Source organism: Pseudomonas sp. MDT2-39-1 (assembly GCF_054898085.1).
Window position 1 is genome coordinate 5,361,236 of record NZ_CM142716.1, and the last position, 17,561, is coordinate 5,378,796.

The following is a 17,561-nucleotide window of genomic DNA, read 5'->3' on the forward strand; positions in this document are numbered from 1 at the left end:
GCGAGCAACTGACTTACGCCGCACTCAACGCCCAGGCCAACCGACTGGCGCGCAAACTGCGCGAGCAGGGCGTCGGGCCTGAAGTGCGCGTGGGCATCGCCACCGAGCGGGCGATGCCGCTGGTGGTTGGCTTGCTGGCGATTCTCAAGGCTGGCGGCGCCTATGTGCCGCTCGATCCGCAATACCCGTCCGAACGCCTGAGCTACATGATCGAAGACAGCGGCATCACGTTGCTGCTGACTCAACAACACCTGATCGACGGCCTGCCGGCCCGGGACGGCGTGCAGGTGCAGAGCCTGGAATCGTTGCAACTGGATGCGTTCAGCGACGACAACCTGCCGGCGCTGGCGACCCCGGATAACCTCGCCTACGTGATCTACACCTCCGGTTCCACCGGCCGGCCAAAAGGCGCTTTGCTCAGCCATGGCAACGTCGGACGCCTGCTCACAGCCACCGCTGGCGAGTTCAACTTCGGCCCGGACGATGTCTGGACGCTGTTCCATTCCTACGCCTTTGATTTCTCGGTATGGGAGCTGTTTGGTTCGCTGTGCACCGGCGGGCGTCTGGTGATTGTGCCGTATTACATCAGCCGCGAGCCGCAGGAATTCCACCGCTTGCTGTGCGACGAAGGCGTGACGGTGTTGAACCAGACCCCGACCGCGTTCCGCCAGTTGTTGCCGATTGCCTGCGCCAGCGAACGAAGCATGGCGCTGCGTCAGGTGATTTTCGGTGGTGAAGCGCTGGAAATCGCGAGCCTGCGCCCCTGGTTCGAACGCTTCGGTGACCAACAGCCAACCTTGGTCAACATGTACGGCATCACCGAAACCACGGTGCACGTGACCTACCGCGCTATCCGCCTGGCCGACCTCGATGGCAAGGCCCAAAGCCCGATTGGCCTGCCGATCCGCGACCTGCGCTGGTACCTGCTCGACAGCCAGTTGCAACCGGTGCCGGTGGGTGTGGCGGGTGAGTTGTACATCGCCGGCGCCGGTCTGGCGCGCGGTTATCAGGGGCGTTTCGGCCTGACCGCCGAGCGTTTTGTGCCGAGCCCGTTCGAGGCCTCGCAGCGCCTCTATCGCAGCGGCGACCTGGCGCGTCAGCGGGCCGACGGCAGCATCGATTACCTCGGGCGCATCGACCAGCAAGTGAAGATCCGTGGTTTCCGCATTGAACTGGGGGAAATCGAGGCTGCGTTGCTGGCCCAACCGGGCGTGCGCCAAGCCGTGTTGAGCGTGCATGCCGGCGACGGCGGCCCACAGCTCTGCGCCTACGTCGTGGCCGAGCAGACACCGACTGACCCGATTGCCTGGCGCGACAACCTGCGCGCCGCGCTCAAGGTCGATCTGCCGGATTACATGGTGCCGAGCCACTGGCTGCTGCTCGAGGCCTTGCCATTGACCAGCAACGGCAAGCTCGACCGCAAGGCCTTGCCGGTGCCCGATGCGCAGGAATGGCAGCGACCGTTCGAAACCCCCGAGGGCGAGCTTGAACAGCAACTGGCCGCGATCTGGGCCGAGGTGCTGGGCGTGGCGCAGATCGGTCGGCGCGACAACTTCTTTGAATTGGGCGGGCATTCGTTGCTCGCCGCCCAGGCCAGTGCCCGTGTGGAACTGGAACTGGGCATCGAGCTGCCGCTGCGCGCGCTGTTCGAATCCACCGACCTGCAGGCTTATGCCGCCATGGCCGGGCAACACGCCCCGGCTGACAACGATGCACGTCTTGATGCGCTTGAGTCGCTTCTCGACGAGATGGAGATCAACTGATGGAACACACCACTGCACAGCGTATCGCCAGCCGCTTCGCCGGCCTGCCTGCCGACAAGCGCCGCGAGTTTCTGATCCGCATGCAAGAGCAGGGCGTGAGCTTCGGGCAACTGCCGATTCCGCCTGCCGCCGAGCCGCAAACGACCTTCGAACTGTCGTACGCGCAGCAGCGCCAATGGTTCCTCTGGCAACTTGATCCGCACAGTTCGGCGTACAACATTCCGGCTGCGTTGCGTTTGCACGGGCCGCTGAATGTTGCGGCGTTGCAGCAAAGTTTCGATGTGCTGCTGGAGCGGCATCAAAGCCTGCGCAGCCGGTTCGTCGAGGATGACGGACAGGTGGTGCAGACGCTGGCCGGGTTCACCTCGCTGCCGATTGAACAGATCGACCTGCGCGGCGAACCTCAGGCACAGCGCCTCGATCAGGCGATGAACAGCGTCGAGCAGGAAATTGCCCGGCCGTTCGATCTGCAGCACGGTCCGCTGTTGCGGGTCAGCCTGTTGCAACTCAACACCGAAGACCACGTGCTGCTGCTGACCCTGCACCACATCGTCACCGATGGCTGGTCGATGGGCGTACTGGTCGAAGAGTTTTCCCGACTCTACGCCGCGCATTGCCAAGGCCAACGGGCAGCGCTGGAAGCACTGCCGATCCAGTATTCCGACTACGCCCTGTGGCAACGCCGCTGGATGGAAGCGGGCGAGTTGGAGCGTCAACTCAACTGGTGGCGCGAAACGCTGGGCAGCGAACAACCGCTGCTCGAATTGCCCACCGACCGTCCACGCCCGGCGCAACCGAGCCAGCGCGGTGCGCGTCTGGATTTCGCCCTCGACGCGACCTTGGCCAGCGGCCTGATGAGCCTGGCCAAACAGCGCGGCGTCACACCGTTCATGCTGTTGCTGGCGAGCTTCCAGGCGTTGCTCTATCGCTACAGCGGCCAGTCCGACCTGCGCGTCGGCGTGCCGATTGCCAACCGTAAACGCGCGGAAACCCGTGGCCTGATCGGCTTCTTCGTCAATACCCAGGTGATGCGTGCTGAACTGGACGGACGTCTGCCATTCAGCCAATTGCTCGACCAGACCCGCGCCGCTTCGCTGGATGCTCAGGACTATCAGGACTTGCCGTTCGAGCGACTGGTGCAGGCGCTGCAAGGTGAACGCAGCCTGAGCCACAGCCCGTTGTTCCAGGTGATGTTCAACCACCAGCAAGCCAAACCGGCGGCGGTCAGCGGCTTGCTCGCCGGCCTGCGCGTCGAGGCGCTGAATGCCACGGCGCACACCACGCAATTCGACCTGCAACTGGACACACAGGAAGAGGGCGACAAGCTGTTCGCCAGCCTGACCTATGCCACCGATTTGTTCGACGCTGAACGCATCGAGCACCTGGCTCGTCACTGGCGCAATCTGTTGGCCGGTGTACTGGCGAACCCGCAATGCCCGCTCGCCGAGTTGCTATTGCTGGATGCGGATGAGCGCCTGCGCATTCTGGACGACCTCAACGACACCGCTCAAACCTATCCGGGTGAAATCTGCGTGCAGCGCCATTTCGAAGAACGCGTGGTCGAAAACGCTGAGGCGACGGCGCTGGTGTTCCAGGGCCAGTCCTTGAGTTACGCCGAGCTGAACCTGCGCGCCAACCGCCTGGCCCATCACTTGCGCGCCCAGGGTGTCGGTCCGGAAGTGCTGGTGGGGATTGCCTGCGACCGTTCTTTCGAAATGGTCGTCGGCCTGCTGGCGATTCTCAAGGCTGGCGGCGCGTATGTGCCGCTGGACCCGGAATACCCGGTTGATCGCCTTAGCTACATGATCGAAGACAGCGGCATTTCGCTGTTGCTGACTCAGGAGCATCTGCTGGCGCAATTGCCGACGCTCGACAACGTGCGCACCTTGTGCCTGTACGCCGAGGCCGATTGGCTGAGCGACTTGCCAGGTTCCGATCTGCAAAACCTTGCGGTCGCGGAAAACCTCGCTTATGTGATTTACACCTCCGGTTCCACCGGCAAACCGAAAGGCGCCGGCAATCGCCATGTGGCACTGCATAACCGTCTGGAGTGGATGCAGGAAGCCTACAACTTGCAGCCTGCGGACCGCGTGCTGCAAAAGACGCCGTTCAGTTTCGACGTGTCGGTGTGGGAGTTTTTCTGGCCGCTGATGAAGGGCGCCACCCTGGTCATCGCCGCGCCGGGCGAGCACCGCGATCCGCAGCGTTTGGCCGCGCTGATCGTCGAGCAGGCGATCACCACGCTGCACTTCGTGCCATCGATGCTCTCGGCGTTTATCGGTGCCGACGAGGCGCTGGCCTGCACTTCGTTGCAGCGGATCATTTGCAGTGGCGAAGCGCTGCCGATGGAACTGCAACGCCAGACCCTGCGCAACCTGCCCCAAGCCACTCTCTACAACCTCTATGGCCCGACCGAAGCGGCCATCGACGTGACTCACTGGACCTGCGTGGAAGAGGGCCGCGACAGCGTGCCGATCGGTCGTCCGATCGCCAACCTGCGCACCTGCATCCTCGACAGCGAACTGCAGCCGTTGCCACTCGGTGCGGTGGGCGAGTTGTATTTGGGCGGCGTTGGCTTGGCGCGTGGTTACCACCGTCGTGGCGCGCTGACCGCCGAGCGTTTTGTAGTCGACCCATTCGGCAGCGGCGAGCGTCTGTACCGCACGGGTGACCTGGCGCGTTATCGCGCTGATGGCGCCATCGACTACTGTGGGCGCATCGACCATCAAGTGAAGATTCGCGGTTTGCGCATCGAACTGGGCGAAATCGAAGCACGTCTGCAAGAGCATGCCGACGTACAGGAAGCCGTGGTGCTGGCCCTCGACGGCCCGAGCGGTAAGCAACTGGTCGCGTACATCGTGCCGCAGGACCGAGCATTGGTCCGCGCCGATGCCGAGCAGCAAGGCGCGTGGCGCGAAACCCTGAAAAGCCATTTGCTCGCCAGCCTGCCGGATTACATGGTGCCGGCGCAGACCGTGCTGATCGAGCAAATGCCGCTGAGTCCGAACGGCAAACTCGACCGTAAACGTCTGCCGGCGCCGACTGCGCAAGTCAGCCAACGCGCCTTCGAAGCGCCACGCAGCGAACATGAACAGGTGCTGGCGCAGATCTGGCAGGACGTGTTGGGCGTGGAACAGGTCGGGCGTCAGGACAACTTCTTTGAACTGGGCGGCGACTCGATCATTTCGATTCAGGTGGTCAGCCGTGCGCGCCGTGCCGGTCTGAACCTGCAACCCCGTGACCTGTTCCAGCAGCAAACCTTGCAAGCGTTAGCCGCCGTGGTGAAAGAGCAGGCCGCTCCGTTGGCGCAGCAAGAGCCGGTAGAAGGCCTGCAAAAACTCACGCCGATCCAGCGCTGGTTCTTCGACGAACCGATCCCGCAACGTGCGCACTGGAACCAGGCGGTGCTGCTGACAACCCGCGAAACCCTCGAATTGCCACGCCTGCAAGCCGCGCTGCAACGCCTGCTCAAGCAGCACGATGCGCTGCGTTTGCGCTTCAGTCAGGTCGATGGCCAATGGTCGGCGCGCTATGTCGGTTCCGACAGTGCCGACGTGATCGATATGCTCTGGACCGCTCGCGTCGCCAGTAATGAGTCGCTGGAATCGGTGTGCGATGAAGCGCAGCGCAGCCTGAGTCTGCAAGACGGGCCATTACTGCGAGTCGCGCTGATCGCCCAGGCCGATGGCTCGCAACGTTTGCTGCTGGTGATCCACCACTTGGCGGTGGACGGTGTGTCGTGGCGGGTGTTGCTGGAAGATTTGCAAGCCGCTTACCAAGGGCAAGAGCTGCCGCCGAAGACCAGCGCCTTCCAGGCCTGGGCCGACAAACTCGACGCGTATGCACGTTCGGAAGCCGCTGCCGGCGAGCTGGACTGGTGGCAGGCGCAGTTGAGCGTCGCCAATGATTCGCTGCCAGCGGCCAATGCCCAGGCCAGTCAGGCCGGGCATTTGCGCCAGGGTGTCAGCATCGGTCTGGACCGCGAGCAGACCCGCCAGTTGCTGCAACAGGCGCCGGCGATCTACCGCACACAGGTCAACGATCTGCTGCTGACTGCACTGGCCCGCACCCTCAGCCGCTGGACCGGCGACGAGTCGGCGCTGATTCAGCTCGAAGGTCACGGCCGCGAAGAACTGTTCGACGACATCGACCTGACCCGCACCGTCGGCTGGTTCTCCAGCCTGTTCCCGGTGCGCCTGACGCCGACCGCCGACCTTGCCGGTTCGATCAAGGCCATCAAGCAGCAGCTGCGCGAGATCCCCGGCAAAGGCATGGGTTACGGTCTGCTGCGTTACATGGGCGATGCCTCGGCCCAAGCGGCGTTGGCCGCGTTGCCGCAAGCGCGGGTGACCTTCAACTACCTTGGGCAGTTCGACCAGAGCTTCGCCGAGGACGCACTGTTCACCCCGGCCACGGAATCCAGTGGCGCCGCGCAATCGGCCGACGCTCCGTTGCCGAACTGGCTGTCGGTGGACGGCCAGGTGTATGGCGGTGAACTGAAACTCGACTGGACCTTCAGCCGCGAATGCTTTGACCTGCGCGAGATCGAAACGCTGGCGGCGGATTTTCGCAGCGAGTTGCTGGCGCTGATCGCCCATTGCCTGAGCGATGGCGCGGGCGGCGTGACCCCAGCGGACTTTCCATTGGCGCGTCTGACCCAGGCGCAGCTCGACGGCCTGCCGGTGCCGCCGGCGCAGATCGAAGATGTGTATCCGTTGTCGCCGATGCAGGCCGGTCTGTTGTTCCACAGCCTTTACGAGTCGGAGTCCGGCGTGTACGTGAACCAGCTCAGCGTCGAAGCCCGTGGTCTCGACGGCGAGCGTTTGGGCCGCGCGTGGCAAGCGGTGATCGACACCCATCCGATCCTGCGCAGCAGTTTCCACTTCCCGGATGGCTTCGAAGCGCCGGTGCAATTGGTGCATCGTCATCTGCAATTGCCGCTGACCTGCCTCGACTGGCGCGCCCGCAATGATCAGACCGACGCGCTGGCGCAGTTGATCGACAACGAACGGCTGCAACTCGATTCGACTCGGGCACCGTTGATGCGCTTGACCCTGGTGCGCCTCGACGATGAGCGTCAGCAACTGATCTACACCCACCATCACCTGTTGCTCGATGGCTGGAGTAATTCGCTGTTGTTGAGCGAAGTCCTGCAGCGTTATGCCGGGCAGGAAGTGCAGGCGCCGATCGGGCGTTTTGCCGATTACATCGGCTGGTTGCAACGTCAGGATGCCCACGCCGACGAGATCTTCTGGCGCGAGCAACTGGCGACCCTCGACAACCCGACCCTGCTGGCGCAGAGCCTGGCCCATGGCGACAGTAAAAATCTGTCTACGGCGGAATTTTCCGACCATTGCCAGACCTTCGATGTCGCCACCAGCCGCCGCTTCAGCGAGTTTGCCCGTCAGCAAAAAGTCACGCTCAACACCCTGGTGCAAGGGGCTTGGGCGCTGTTGCTGCAACGCTATAGCGGTCAACGCAGCGTCGCGTTCGGCGCGACCGTGGCGGGGCGGCCGGTGGACTTGCCGGGGGCCGAAAGCCAGCTCGGCCTGTTCATCAACACCTTGCCGGTGATCAGCAGCCCGGACGCAGTGGAAAGCGTCGGTCAATGGCTGACCCGCTTGCAGGCGCAGAACCTGGAACTGCGTGAGCATGAGTTCACCGCATTGGGTGACATTCAGCGCTGGGCCGGACGTGCCGGTGAGCCGCTGTTCGACAGCCTGCTGGTGTTCGAAAACTTCCCGGTAGCCGAAGCGCTGCAACAGGGTGCGCCGGCCGGGTTGAGCTTCTCGATTGCGCAGAACCACGAACGCACCAACTTCCCGCTGACCCTGGCGGCCACCGCCGAGAGTCAGTTGAGCCTGAACTGGAGCTACCAGTGCGCGCATTTCAGCAGCGAGGCGATTGTTCGCATGAGCGAGCATCTGGCCGCGCTGCTGGCGGCGATGGTCGCCGCGCCAAATGCTGCATTGAGTGATCTGGACCTGCTGACCGCGCCGGAACGCACACAACAGTTGGTGGAGTGGAACCCGGCGTTTACTGCGACGGAAAACCCGTTGTGTGTGCATCAGTTGATCGAGGCCCAAGCGGTCATCCGCCCGGACGCCACGGCGCTGATCTTCAACGACCTGGAATTGAGCTTCGACCAACTCAACCGTCGCGCCAACCAGTTGGCCCATCGCTTGCGCGCACTGGGCATCGGCCCGGAAGTGCGGGTTGGTCTGGCGATGCAGCGTTCGCCGGAAATGATCATTGGCCTGCTGGCGATCCTCAAGGCCGGCGGCGCATACGTGCCGCTGGACCCGGCTTACCCGACGGAACGCCTGCGCTACCTGATGGAAGACAGCGGTATTTCGCTGATGATCAGCCAATCGTGGCTACGTGAAAAACTGCCATTGCCCGAAGGCCTGCCGGTGCTGGAAATCGACCGCGAGCCGCTGGAGCAGATGTCGGAAACCAACCCGGTCAATCTGACCTGCGGCGAAAACCTCGCGTACCTGATCTACACCTCGGGCTCCACCGGGCGGCCGAAAGGCGTCAGCGTGGCCCACGGTCCGTTGGCCATGCATTGCCTGTCGATCGGCGAGTTGTACGGCATGACGCCTGACGATCGGGAGCTGCAATTTGCCTCGATCAGCTTCGACGGTGCCCACGAACGCTGGCTGACGCCGCTGGTGTTCGGTTCGGCGGTGATGCCGCGCGACGACGAGTTGTGGAGCGTGGAGCGCACGTGCGCGGAGATCGAAAAGCACGGCATCACCATCGCCTGCTTCACCCCGACCTATCTGTCGCAGATCGCCGATTTCATGGGCGAAGCGGGGCGCAATCTGCCGATCCGTTCCTACACCCCGTGCGGTGAAGGCATGGCCAAGCACGCGTTCGACGAGGTCCAGCAGGTGCTGCAGCCGAAGCGCCTGATCAACGGCTATGGCCCGACCGAAACGGTGATTACGCCGCTAATCTGGCTGGCGTATCCGGATACCGAGTTCGACTCGGCATTCATGCCGATTGGCCGGCCGGTGGGCAACCGTAGCGCCTACATTCTGGACGGCGGTTTGCAGCCGTTGCCGGTTGGCGTCGCGGGTGAGTTGTACCTGGGCGGCGAGGGCGTCGCCCGGGGTTACCATCAACGTCCGGACCTGACCGCCGAACGTTTCGTGCCGGATCCGTTTGTGCCGGGCGCGCGTTTGTATCGCAGTGGCGACCTCGCGCGGTTCCGCGCTGACGGTGTCGTCGAGTACCTCGGCCGTATCGACCAGCAAGTAAAGATTCGTGGTTTCCGTATCGAACTCGGTGAAGTCGAAGCCTGCCTGCTGGAACACGAAGGCGTGCGTGAAGCGTTCGTGATCGATCGCGAAGGCCCGGTGAGCCGGCAGTTGGTGGGTTATGTGGTGCCGCGCGATCCGCTCGCCGATGAGCACGATTTGCGTGAAGCGCTGACTCTGCACCTGCGCAGCCGTCTGCCGGCGCACATGCTGCCGGCGCATTTGATGTGTCTGGCCGCGTTGCCGTTGACGCCGAACGGCAAGCTCGACCGTCAGGGCTTGCCGGCGCCGCAAGCCACTCGGCAGAACCACGATCACGTGGCCGCCGCGTCGCCAGCCGAAGCGTTGCTGGTGGAGATCTGGCAAGAGCTGTTGGGGCTGGACTCGGTCGGTGTCACCGAGAACTTCTTCGAACTGGGCGGTGATTCGATCATCTCGCTGCAAGCGGTAAGCCGTGCCGGGCAGCGCGGGTTGGTGTTCAGTCCGAAGCAACTGTTCGAGCAGCAGACCATTCGGGCACTCGCTGCGGTGGCGACCAGCCGTGAAGCCGCGTTGGTTGAAGCGCCGAAAGTCCCTGCTTTTGCGCTGGTGCCGCATATCGACATCGCCGCCCGCGAAGGTCTGCAAGACTTGTATCCGTTGTCGCCGATGCAGCAAGGCATGTTGTTCCATTGCCTCGATTCACCGGAGCTCAACCCCTACGTCAACCAGTTGAGCGTGGCGGTGGACGGCTTGCAGGTGCCGCGTTTCCGCGCGGCCTGGCAGACATTGGTTGCGCGTCATGAAGTGCTACGCGCGGCGTTCCGCTGGCGCGATGGCTTGGCGGATCCGCTGCAAGCGGTGTTCGCCGACGTCGAGTTGCCGATCGAAGAACTCGACTGGCGCGAGCATACCAATACCGAACAGGCGCTGAGCGAACTGGCCGCGGCGGAACAGGCCAAGGGCTTCGACCTGAGCTGCCCGCCGTTGATGCGCTTTATCCTGGTGCGTCTGGGCGATGACCGTTACCAGATGATCTGGATTTACCATCACCTGTTGCTCGACGGCTGGAGCGCCTCGCGTCTGCTGGGCGACATGTTGCGCCTGTACCACAACGACAGCCTGCCGACCCTGACCGGGCGTTACGCCGACTACATCGCCTGGCTGCAACGTCAGGACGGTGCACAGGCAGAAGGTTTCTGGCGCGAGCGACTGGCGTTGCTCGAAGCACCGACCATTCTGGCCAAGGCATCGGGTGCCGCAGGTGTAGGCCATGGCGTGATGTACAGCAACCTCGACGCCGAAGCCACGCGCAAACTGCACACCTTCGCCAAGCGTCAGCGCGTGACCCTCAACACGCTGGTGCAAGGCGCCTGGTTGTTGCTGTTGCAACGCCACAGCGGCCAACGCAGCGTCGCGTTCGGTGCCACGGTGGCGGGGCGTCCGACCGGTTTGGCCGGCGCGCAGGACATGCTTGGCCTGTTCATCAACACCTTGCCGGTGATTCAGACGCTGGATCCGCAACAGCCGCTGGGCGAGTGGCTGCGCGACTTGCAGGATTACAACCTGATGGTCCGCGACTACGAGCACACGCCGTTGTCGGACATTCAGCGCTGGGCCGGGCAGGGTGGCCAGGGCCTGTTCGACAGCATCATCGTGTTCGAAAACCATCCGGTGGACCGTGCCTTGAAAGGGGGCGAAGAAGGTGAGCTGCGCTTTGCAGAAGTCGGCAGTGGCGGGGTCACCAACTTCCCGATGGACTTGATGGTCAGTGCCAACGAAGAAGGCCTGGAAGTCGAATACCTGTTCCTGCGTGATCGCTTCAGTGACGTGGAAGTCGAGCGGATTCGTGCGCAGCTCGAGGGATTGCTGCGTGCGTTGCCTGAGGATGCTGCTTGTCTGCTCGGCAACATTGGCTTACCTGAAGCGCGTTTGAGTTTGCCGCAGGTGTCCGACGACAACGCCGATTTGCTCCACGCCTTCAATCAACATGTGCGTATTCAGCCGCAGAAAATTGCTTTGATCTGTGAAGATCGGGACGTCAGTTATGCCGAGCTTGAGGCGCAGGCCAATGGGTTGGCGCAGCAATTGATCGGTCGCGGTATTGGTCCGGAAAGTCTGGTGGCTGTGGCGCTGCCGCGTTCCGAGCGCACCATCGTCGCATTCCTCGCGGTGCTCAAGGCCGGGGCGGCTTATCTGCCGCTGGACCTCGCGTACCCTGCCGAGCGACTGGCCTACATGCTCAGCGATTCGGCCGCCAGCCTGTTGCTCTGCGACAGCGATCTGGGTGAACGGTTGACGCTGGCTGATAGCCCGCCGCGCTTGTTGCTCGATCAGCTATCCGTTGCCGGCAGCACCGAGTGCCCGGTTTCCCGACCGTTGCCGGGGCACTTGGCGTATCTGATTTACACCTCCGGTTCCACCGGCCAGCCCAAAGGCGTGGCGGTAGCGCGTGGACCGATTGCCCAGCATTGCCGCGGCATCATCGAGCTCTACGAACTGGCACCGCGCAGCCGCGAGTTGCACTTCATGTCGTTTGCCTTCGACGGTGCTCAGGAGCGTTGGCTGAGCGTGATGCTGGCCGGTGGCAGTCTGGTGATCCGCGATGACAGTCTGTGGACCCCGGAGCAAACCCTGGAAGTGATGCAGCGTCACGGCGTCACCGTGGCCTGCTTCCCGCCGGCGTACCTGCAACAGATGGCCGAAGTGGCCGAGCGCCTGGGCAATCCTCCAGCGGTTGAGGTGTATTGCTTTGGCGGTGATGCGGTGCCGGAGGCCAGCTTTGAGCAGGTCAAACGTGCCTTGCGTCCGCAGCGTCTGGTCAACGGTTATGGCCCGACCGAAACCGTGGTCACGCCGCTGCTGTGGCGTGCCGAAGTCAGCGAAACCTGCGACGCGGCCTATGCGCCGATCGGTCGTGGCGTGGCCGGGCGTGGGTTGTACGTGCTGGATGCCGACCTCAATCCGTTGCCGGTCGGTGTCAGCGGCGAGTTGTATTTGGGCGGCGAATGCCTGGCGCGTGGGTATCACCAGCGTCCCGGCATGAGTGCCGAACGTTTCATCCCGGACCCGTTCGAGGCCGGTGGCCGCATGTACCGTACCGGCGACCTGGTTCGCCAGCGCGAATGCGGGTTGATCGACTACCTGGGGCGGCTTGACCAGCAGGTGAAGATCCGTGGTTTCCGCATCGAGCTGGGCGAAATCGAAGCGCGTCTGCGTGATTGCTCCGGTGTGCAGGATGCCGCCGTGGTGGTGCACGACACGCCGACCGGCAAGCAATTGGTCGGTTATGTGGTGGCGGCCGGTGTTGTTGGGCTGGATCGTCGCTTGAAGTCTGAACTGCAAGCGCAACTGCCGGACTACATGGTGCCGGCGCGCATTCTGGTGCTGGAGCGTTTCCCGCTGTCGGCCAACGGCAAGCTCGACCGTCGCGCTCTGCCTACGCCTGAATGGGCGCTCGGCGGTTATCGCGCGCCACGCAACGATCTGGAAACGGCGCTGGCCGCGATCTGGCAAGAGGTGCTCGGCGTGCCGCAAGTGGGCATCAACGACAACTTCTTCGAACTGGGTGGCGACTCGTTGCAGGTGCTGAAGGTCATCTCGCGGGTGCGCAGTCAACCGCAACTGGGCTTTGAATTGAAGCTGCGGGATCTGATGCAGAAACCGTGCATCGCCGAACTCAGTGGTTATCAGGCTGCCGAGCCGGTTGCAGCGGCGCCGGACCCATTGCTGGCGCTGAATGCGCGGATTCCGAATGTGCCGGCGCTGTTCTGCCTGCACGCCGGTTTCGGCACGGTATTCGACTACGAACCGCTGGCCCGTCGTCTGGAAGGACGGCGCACGGTGTACGGCGTGCAATGCCGCATGCTGCTTGACCCGCACTGGCAGGACGAGTCACTGCTGGCCATGGCGCAAGCCTATGCGCAGCGGATTCGCAGTCAGCAGGCGAAGGGGCCGTATTACTTGCTGGGCTGGTCGTTGGGTGGTGCGCTGACGCAATTGGTTGCTCACGAACTGGAAACGCAGGGTGAAACCGTTGCGTTTGCCGGGTTGGTCGACAGCTATGTGGCCGGCACCGCAGAAGCGGGGGACTGGCGCGAGGACCTCGGTGATTTCCTGAAGTTTGTGCTGGGTTTGCCAGCCGATGAGGCTCAGGCGCTGATCGCGCTGAAAGCCGCTGGCATGAGTGAACGCGAGGGCTCCACCGCCGTCATCGAAGCCGCCTTGCACGGTTCCAATGAACAAGCCGCGTTGGGCGCTGGGGAGCTTACGCAGATCTTCGCCACCGGCTCACGCCTCAAGCAACTGGCGCTGGCGCATCGGCAACTGCCGGCGATCCAGGCCTCGGCCCATCGCTGGTGGGTGGCTGAACGCGAGGATGAACGTCGGGTGTTTGAGGCGCAGGTCGGCAGTCATGGTGTGGATCGGCTGTTGGCTGGCGGGCATTACGAGCTGTTGCGCGGTGATGAGTTGCTTGATGAGCTTGAAGACCTGTTGGAACGCAGGCCAGCTATCGCATAGCCCCTGTGGGAGCGGGCTTGCTCGCGAAAAGGGAGTGTCAGTCGATATTCATGTCGCTGACACACCGCATTCGCGAGCAAGCCCGCTCCCACAAGATCCTCGTTCCTTTCAAGATTTTCCAATGCCCGATTTATTGACCTATTTTTGTGAAGGATTCATCCCATGGCTGTGTTGCCAGAACTTGAAGCATTTCTCGAACTCGCCGAGTTCGGCCGGATGACCGGCAAAAGTCGCGCGATGCATGAACAGTCGCCACAACAGGCGCGGATCGATTTTGAAGCCTCCTCCGGGTTTCTCGATGTGCCGCTGGACAGCGTTGCCTGCGAGGACTTCACCCTTGCTGCGCGGGACGGCCACAGCTTGTCGGCGCGGCTGTATCGCGATGGGCAAGCGGTCGACGGGTTGCAGCCGGTGGTGTTGTATTTTCATGGTGGCGGCTATGTGGTCGGCAGCCTGGATTCCCATGATGCGCTGTGCCGGCGACTGGCCTCCCAGGGCGGGTTTGCGTTACTGACCGTGGATTACCGACTGGCGCCGGAGTGGCGTTTTCCGACACCGGTACAGGACGCCTGCGATGCTGGCAACTGGCTGGTGCGCGAGGGCGCAGCGCGGGGGCTGGACGCGAATCGGGTGGCGCTGATCGGCGACAGCGTGGGCGCAACGTTGGCCACGGTGTTGTCGATCATGGCCGTGCGTGAGCCAGAGGAATTGGCGTTGAAACCCAAGGCGCAGGTGTTGCTGTACCCGGTGACGGACGCGACGACCCAGCGTGCCTCCCATCGTGATTTCGCCGAGGGCTATTTGCTGGAGACACCGACGCTGGACTGGTTCTACGCGCATTACGGGCGCACGCCAGCGGACCTGTCGGATTGGCGTTGCTCGCCGTTGCTGGCGGCGGACCTGTCGGGCGTGGCACCGACGCTGGTGTACCTGGCCGGGCATGATCCGTTGTATGACGAAGGGGCGGCGTATGCCGAGCTGTTGCGCGCGGCGGGGAATGAGGTGACGTTGCTGGAGCAGCCGGGAATGACCCATGACTTTATGCGCATGGCGGGATTGCTGGGGGAAGTGGAAGGGATTCACTCGGAAGTGGCGGGGTGGGTGCGTTCGCGGGTTTGAGTTGACATAAAAAAACCGCCATTCCTGGGTCAGGGGTGGCGGTTTTTTTGTGTCCGGTATGGGGGATTTCTGGTGGGGCGACAATTGCCTTCGCGGGCAAGCCTCGCTCCTACAGGTTGGTGTCGATTTGTGACACGACGCCAACCTGTAGGAGCGAGGCTTGCCCGCGAAGGCGGACTCACATTCAACACAAATCCCTGGCCCAAAAAAATGCCCACATCTCACGACACGGGCATTTTTCATTTCAGCTCATGACTCAGAAGTCATACTTCGCGGTGATCTGCAGGTTACGCGGCTCGCCGTAGAACGTGGTGCCGAAGTTGCCCAGGCCCGACATGTATTTCTTGTCGAAGACGTTGTAAGCATTGGCGGTGAAGCTCAGGTGTTCGTCGTACTGATAACGGGTCATCAGGTCCACGAGGGTGTAGCCACCTTGTTTGAGCAGGGTGCTGCCGCCCTGGCCGTTACCCACGTTCGGGCTGTAGCTCTGGCCGTAGAACGCGCTCTGCCAGCTGACACCGCCACCGATGGTGACCTGGTCCAGTGCGCCCGGCAGACGGTAAGTGGTGAACGTACGCACCACGTGTTCCGGTTTGCTGGAGGCCAGCGGGAAACCGAAGATACGTTGTTCGTCTTCATCTCGGGTACGCGCGTAGGTGTAGCCGGCAGTCACGTTCCAGCCATCCGCCAGTTCGCCAGCCAGTTCCATTTCCACACCTTTGGTGGTGGCGCCGGAGATGGCTTTATAGACGTCCTGGCCGGTGCCTACGTCGGTGGTGACGTATTGCGCGACGTTGTCCTGCTCGATTTGAAACAAGGCAAAGCTGGCGTTCAGTTTGCCTTCGAAATAAGCCGCCTTGATGCCGGTTTCGTAGCTGTCGCCTTCAACAGGCTTGAGGGTCGAACCGGTCACGTCCTTGTAGATTTGTGGCTGGTAGATCTTGGTGTAGCTGGCGTAGACCGAGTACACATCGTTCAGGTCGTAGACCACGCCGGCGTAGGGTGTAACGACGCCGTGTTCCTTGTAGCTGGCGTGGGTGTCGGTCTGGGTCGAACCCGGATAGTAGGAGTAATCTTCGTTGTACTTGAAGGTGCTCAGACGGCTGCCGAGGATGAATGACAGGTCGTCGGTCGGACGCAGGCGCGTGGCCAAGTAGAGACCGTTCTGGCTCTGGGTGCGTTCGTATTTACCGTTTTTCGGAAATTCCTGTTTCGGCAGGTGACCGTTCCAGTCAAAGATGCTGCCCGGCACAAGTCCGGAAGCGCTGGAGTCGTAGGTCGCACCGGTCTGGCGCGAGTGGGAAGCCATGAAACCCGCCACCAGCTCATGCTCTCGACCGCCCAGGGAGAAGGGGCCGGAGACGCTTACGTCTGCCGAATTCTGTACGCGATGGCCTTCCCAACGACCCCAGTAAAGGAAATTGCCTTCGCCAGTGACGGGGTCTGCGGAACCACCGCTGGCCGAGGCCAGTTGGGTATCGTGATCGGTGGTTTTCTGGTCGAAGCTGGCCTTGAGTTTCCAGTCATTGGCCAGCGCTTGTTCCAGCGACGAGAAGTAGGTGACGCTGTCGAAATCACGACGGCTCCAGTTGGCACCCGGGTTAAAGCTGCGGGAGAAATCGGTGCGGCTGCCATCGGTGAAGTACGGCGCGTTACCGGTCCACGAACTGCCGCGCGGCGTTGCACTGGACTTGTCGACGCCAAAGGTCAGCAGGGTGTCGTCCGTCAGGTCGGCTTCAAGGATGCCGTAGTAGATGTCTTTTTTCTGGGTGTAGTGGTCGATGTACGAACCTTTGTCCTGATAGGCACCCACGAAGCGACCGCGCACGTTGCCCGAATCGGTCAGCGAACCGGAGATATCGCCTTCGGTGCGGTAGTTGTCCCAGGAACCGGCGGTTGCACTGACCGAGGCCTTGAAGTCCTTGGTCGGTTTCTTGCGGATCAGGTTGACGGTGGCGGACGGGTCGCCAGCGCCGGTCATCAGGCCGGTAGCGCCTTTGATGACTTCGATGTGATCGAGGCTGGCCGCGTCGTCGCTGTTGTTCGGGTTTTCACCGTAAACACCGTCGTAGGGCTGGTTGACACCATCGTATTGAAAGTTGGTGATCGCAAAGCCACGGGCGGAAAACTCGGTACGGTCACTGTCGTACTTCTGTGTGGTAACGCCGGGCGTGTTACGCAACGCGTCGGCGACGCTGGTGACGCCGCGATCGTCCATTTGCTGACGGGTCACCACGGTCACCGATTGCGGCGTTTCGCGAAGGGTCAGCGGCAGCTTGGTCGCGGTGGTGGTGGCGCCAGTTGTGTAGGAACCGGTGTCTTCAGTGGTCAGGCCCAGGGCCTGGCCGGAAATCGTCGTCGCGCCCAGTTGCAGGCCTGAACCGCCGCCGGATACCAGGGTGACGCTGTTGCCATTGATCTGGAACGAAATGCCCGTGCCTTTGAGCAAGGCGCTCAGGGCCTCGGACGGCTCCAGCGAACCGGACACTGCACGGGACTTGATACCAGCGACCTGGTCAGGGCTGTAGAGGATCTGCAGGTTGGTCTGCATGCCCAGCTCGGTCAGCGCGTTGGAGAGCGGCTGCACGGCAATATTCACTTTTACAGGTGCAGCATTGGCCATCGCGCTCCCCAGCAAGGTGGCGGTCAGCAGTACGCTGGTGAACAGGGTGCGATGCAATGTCGGGCGCTGTACGGCCAGCGCGAGAGGTGTGCGGCGTGGTTGAGGTCGCATTACTTACCTGAGCTCCTGAAAAGTGTTGTGCAGAGTTTTTGTTAATAAGAATGATTATTAGACGCGGCACGAACGGAAAACCGGAAAGAAACCCGTCAAATAAATTTCAGAAAGATGAAATGAAGGGGCATGGTCGCTTTTTGTAGGAGCCAGGCTTGCCGCACCGCTGGTTCCTACAGG

At 62.5% G+C, this 17,561-nt stretch carries 3 protein-coding genes and 2 pseudogenes; 4 read left to right on the forward strand and 1 reads right to left on the reverse strand.

The window, feature by feature from the left end; translation table 11 throughout:
• Positions 1-2: 2 nt before the first annotated feature.
• The 4 genes and pseudogenes from ACYZTM_RS25035 to ACYZTM_RS25050 all read left to right on the forward strand — a co-directional run.
• Positions 3-1,370, forward strand: a pseudogene (locus ACYZTM_RS25035) (amino acid adenylation domain-containing protein); the annotation flags it as partial.
• 180 nt (positions 1,371-1,550) lie between these two features.
• A pseudogene (locus ACYZTM_RS25040) lies at positions 1,551-1,763 on the forward strand (phosphopantetheine-binding protein); the annotation flags it as partial.
• On the forward strand, positions 1,763-13,528 hold the full coding sequence (locus ACYZTM_RS25045) for an amino acid adenylation domain-containing protein (RefSeq protein WP_461985190.1): 11,766 nt from the start codon (positions 1,763-1,765) through the stop codon (positions 13,526-13,528). The pseudogene ACYZTM_RS25040 and the gene ACYZTM_RS25045, both read left to right, overlap by 1 nt.
• Positions 13,529-13,690: 162 nt before the next feature.
• Entirely contained in the window at positions 13,691-14,647 is a 957-nt protein-coding gene (locus tag ACYZTM_RS25050; RefSeq protein ID WP_461985192.1) for an alpha/beta hydrolase, read from the forward strand.
• 256 nt (positions 14,648-14,903) lie between these two features.
• Here ACYZTM_RS25050 and ACYZTM_RS25055 read toward each other — a convergent pair whose 3' ends face one another.
• The gene (locus ACYZTM_RS25055; protein WP_131059835.1) at positions 14,904-17,381 is read right to left on the reverse strand and encodes a TonB-dependent siderophore receptor; all 2,478 of its coding nucleotides are present in this window, start codon (positions 17,379-17,381) and stop codon (positions 14,904-14,906) included.
• Positions 17,382-17,561 lie beyond the last annotated feature (180 nt).

What these genes read in the sequence shown, in the direction of transcription:
- ACYZTM_RS25055 (WP_131059835.1), bottom strand. Translation starts at nt 17,381, where the DNA reads ATGCGACCTCAACCACGCCGCACACCTCTCGCGCTGGCCGTACAGCGC.
- ACYZTM_RS25045 (WP_461985190.1), top strand. Translation starts at nt 1,763, where the DNA reads ATGGAACACACCACTGCACAGCGTATCGCCAGCCGCTTCGCCGGCCTG.
- ACYZTM_RS25050 (WP_461985192.1), top strand. Translation starts at nt 13,691, where the DNA reads ATGGCTGTGTTGCCAGAACTTGAAGCATTTCTCGAACTCGCCGAGTTC.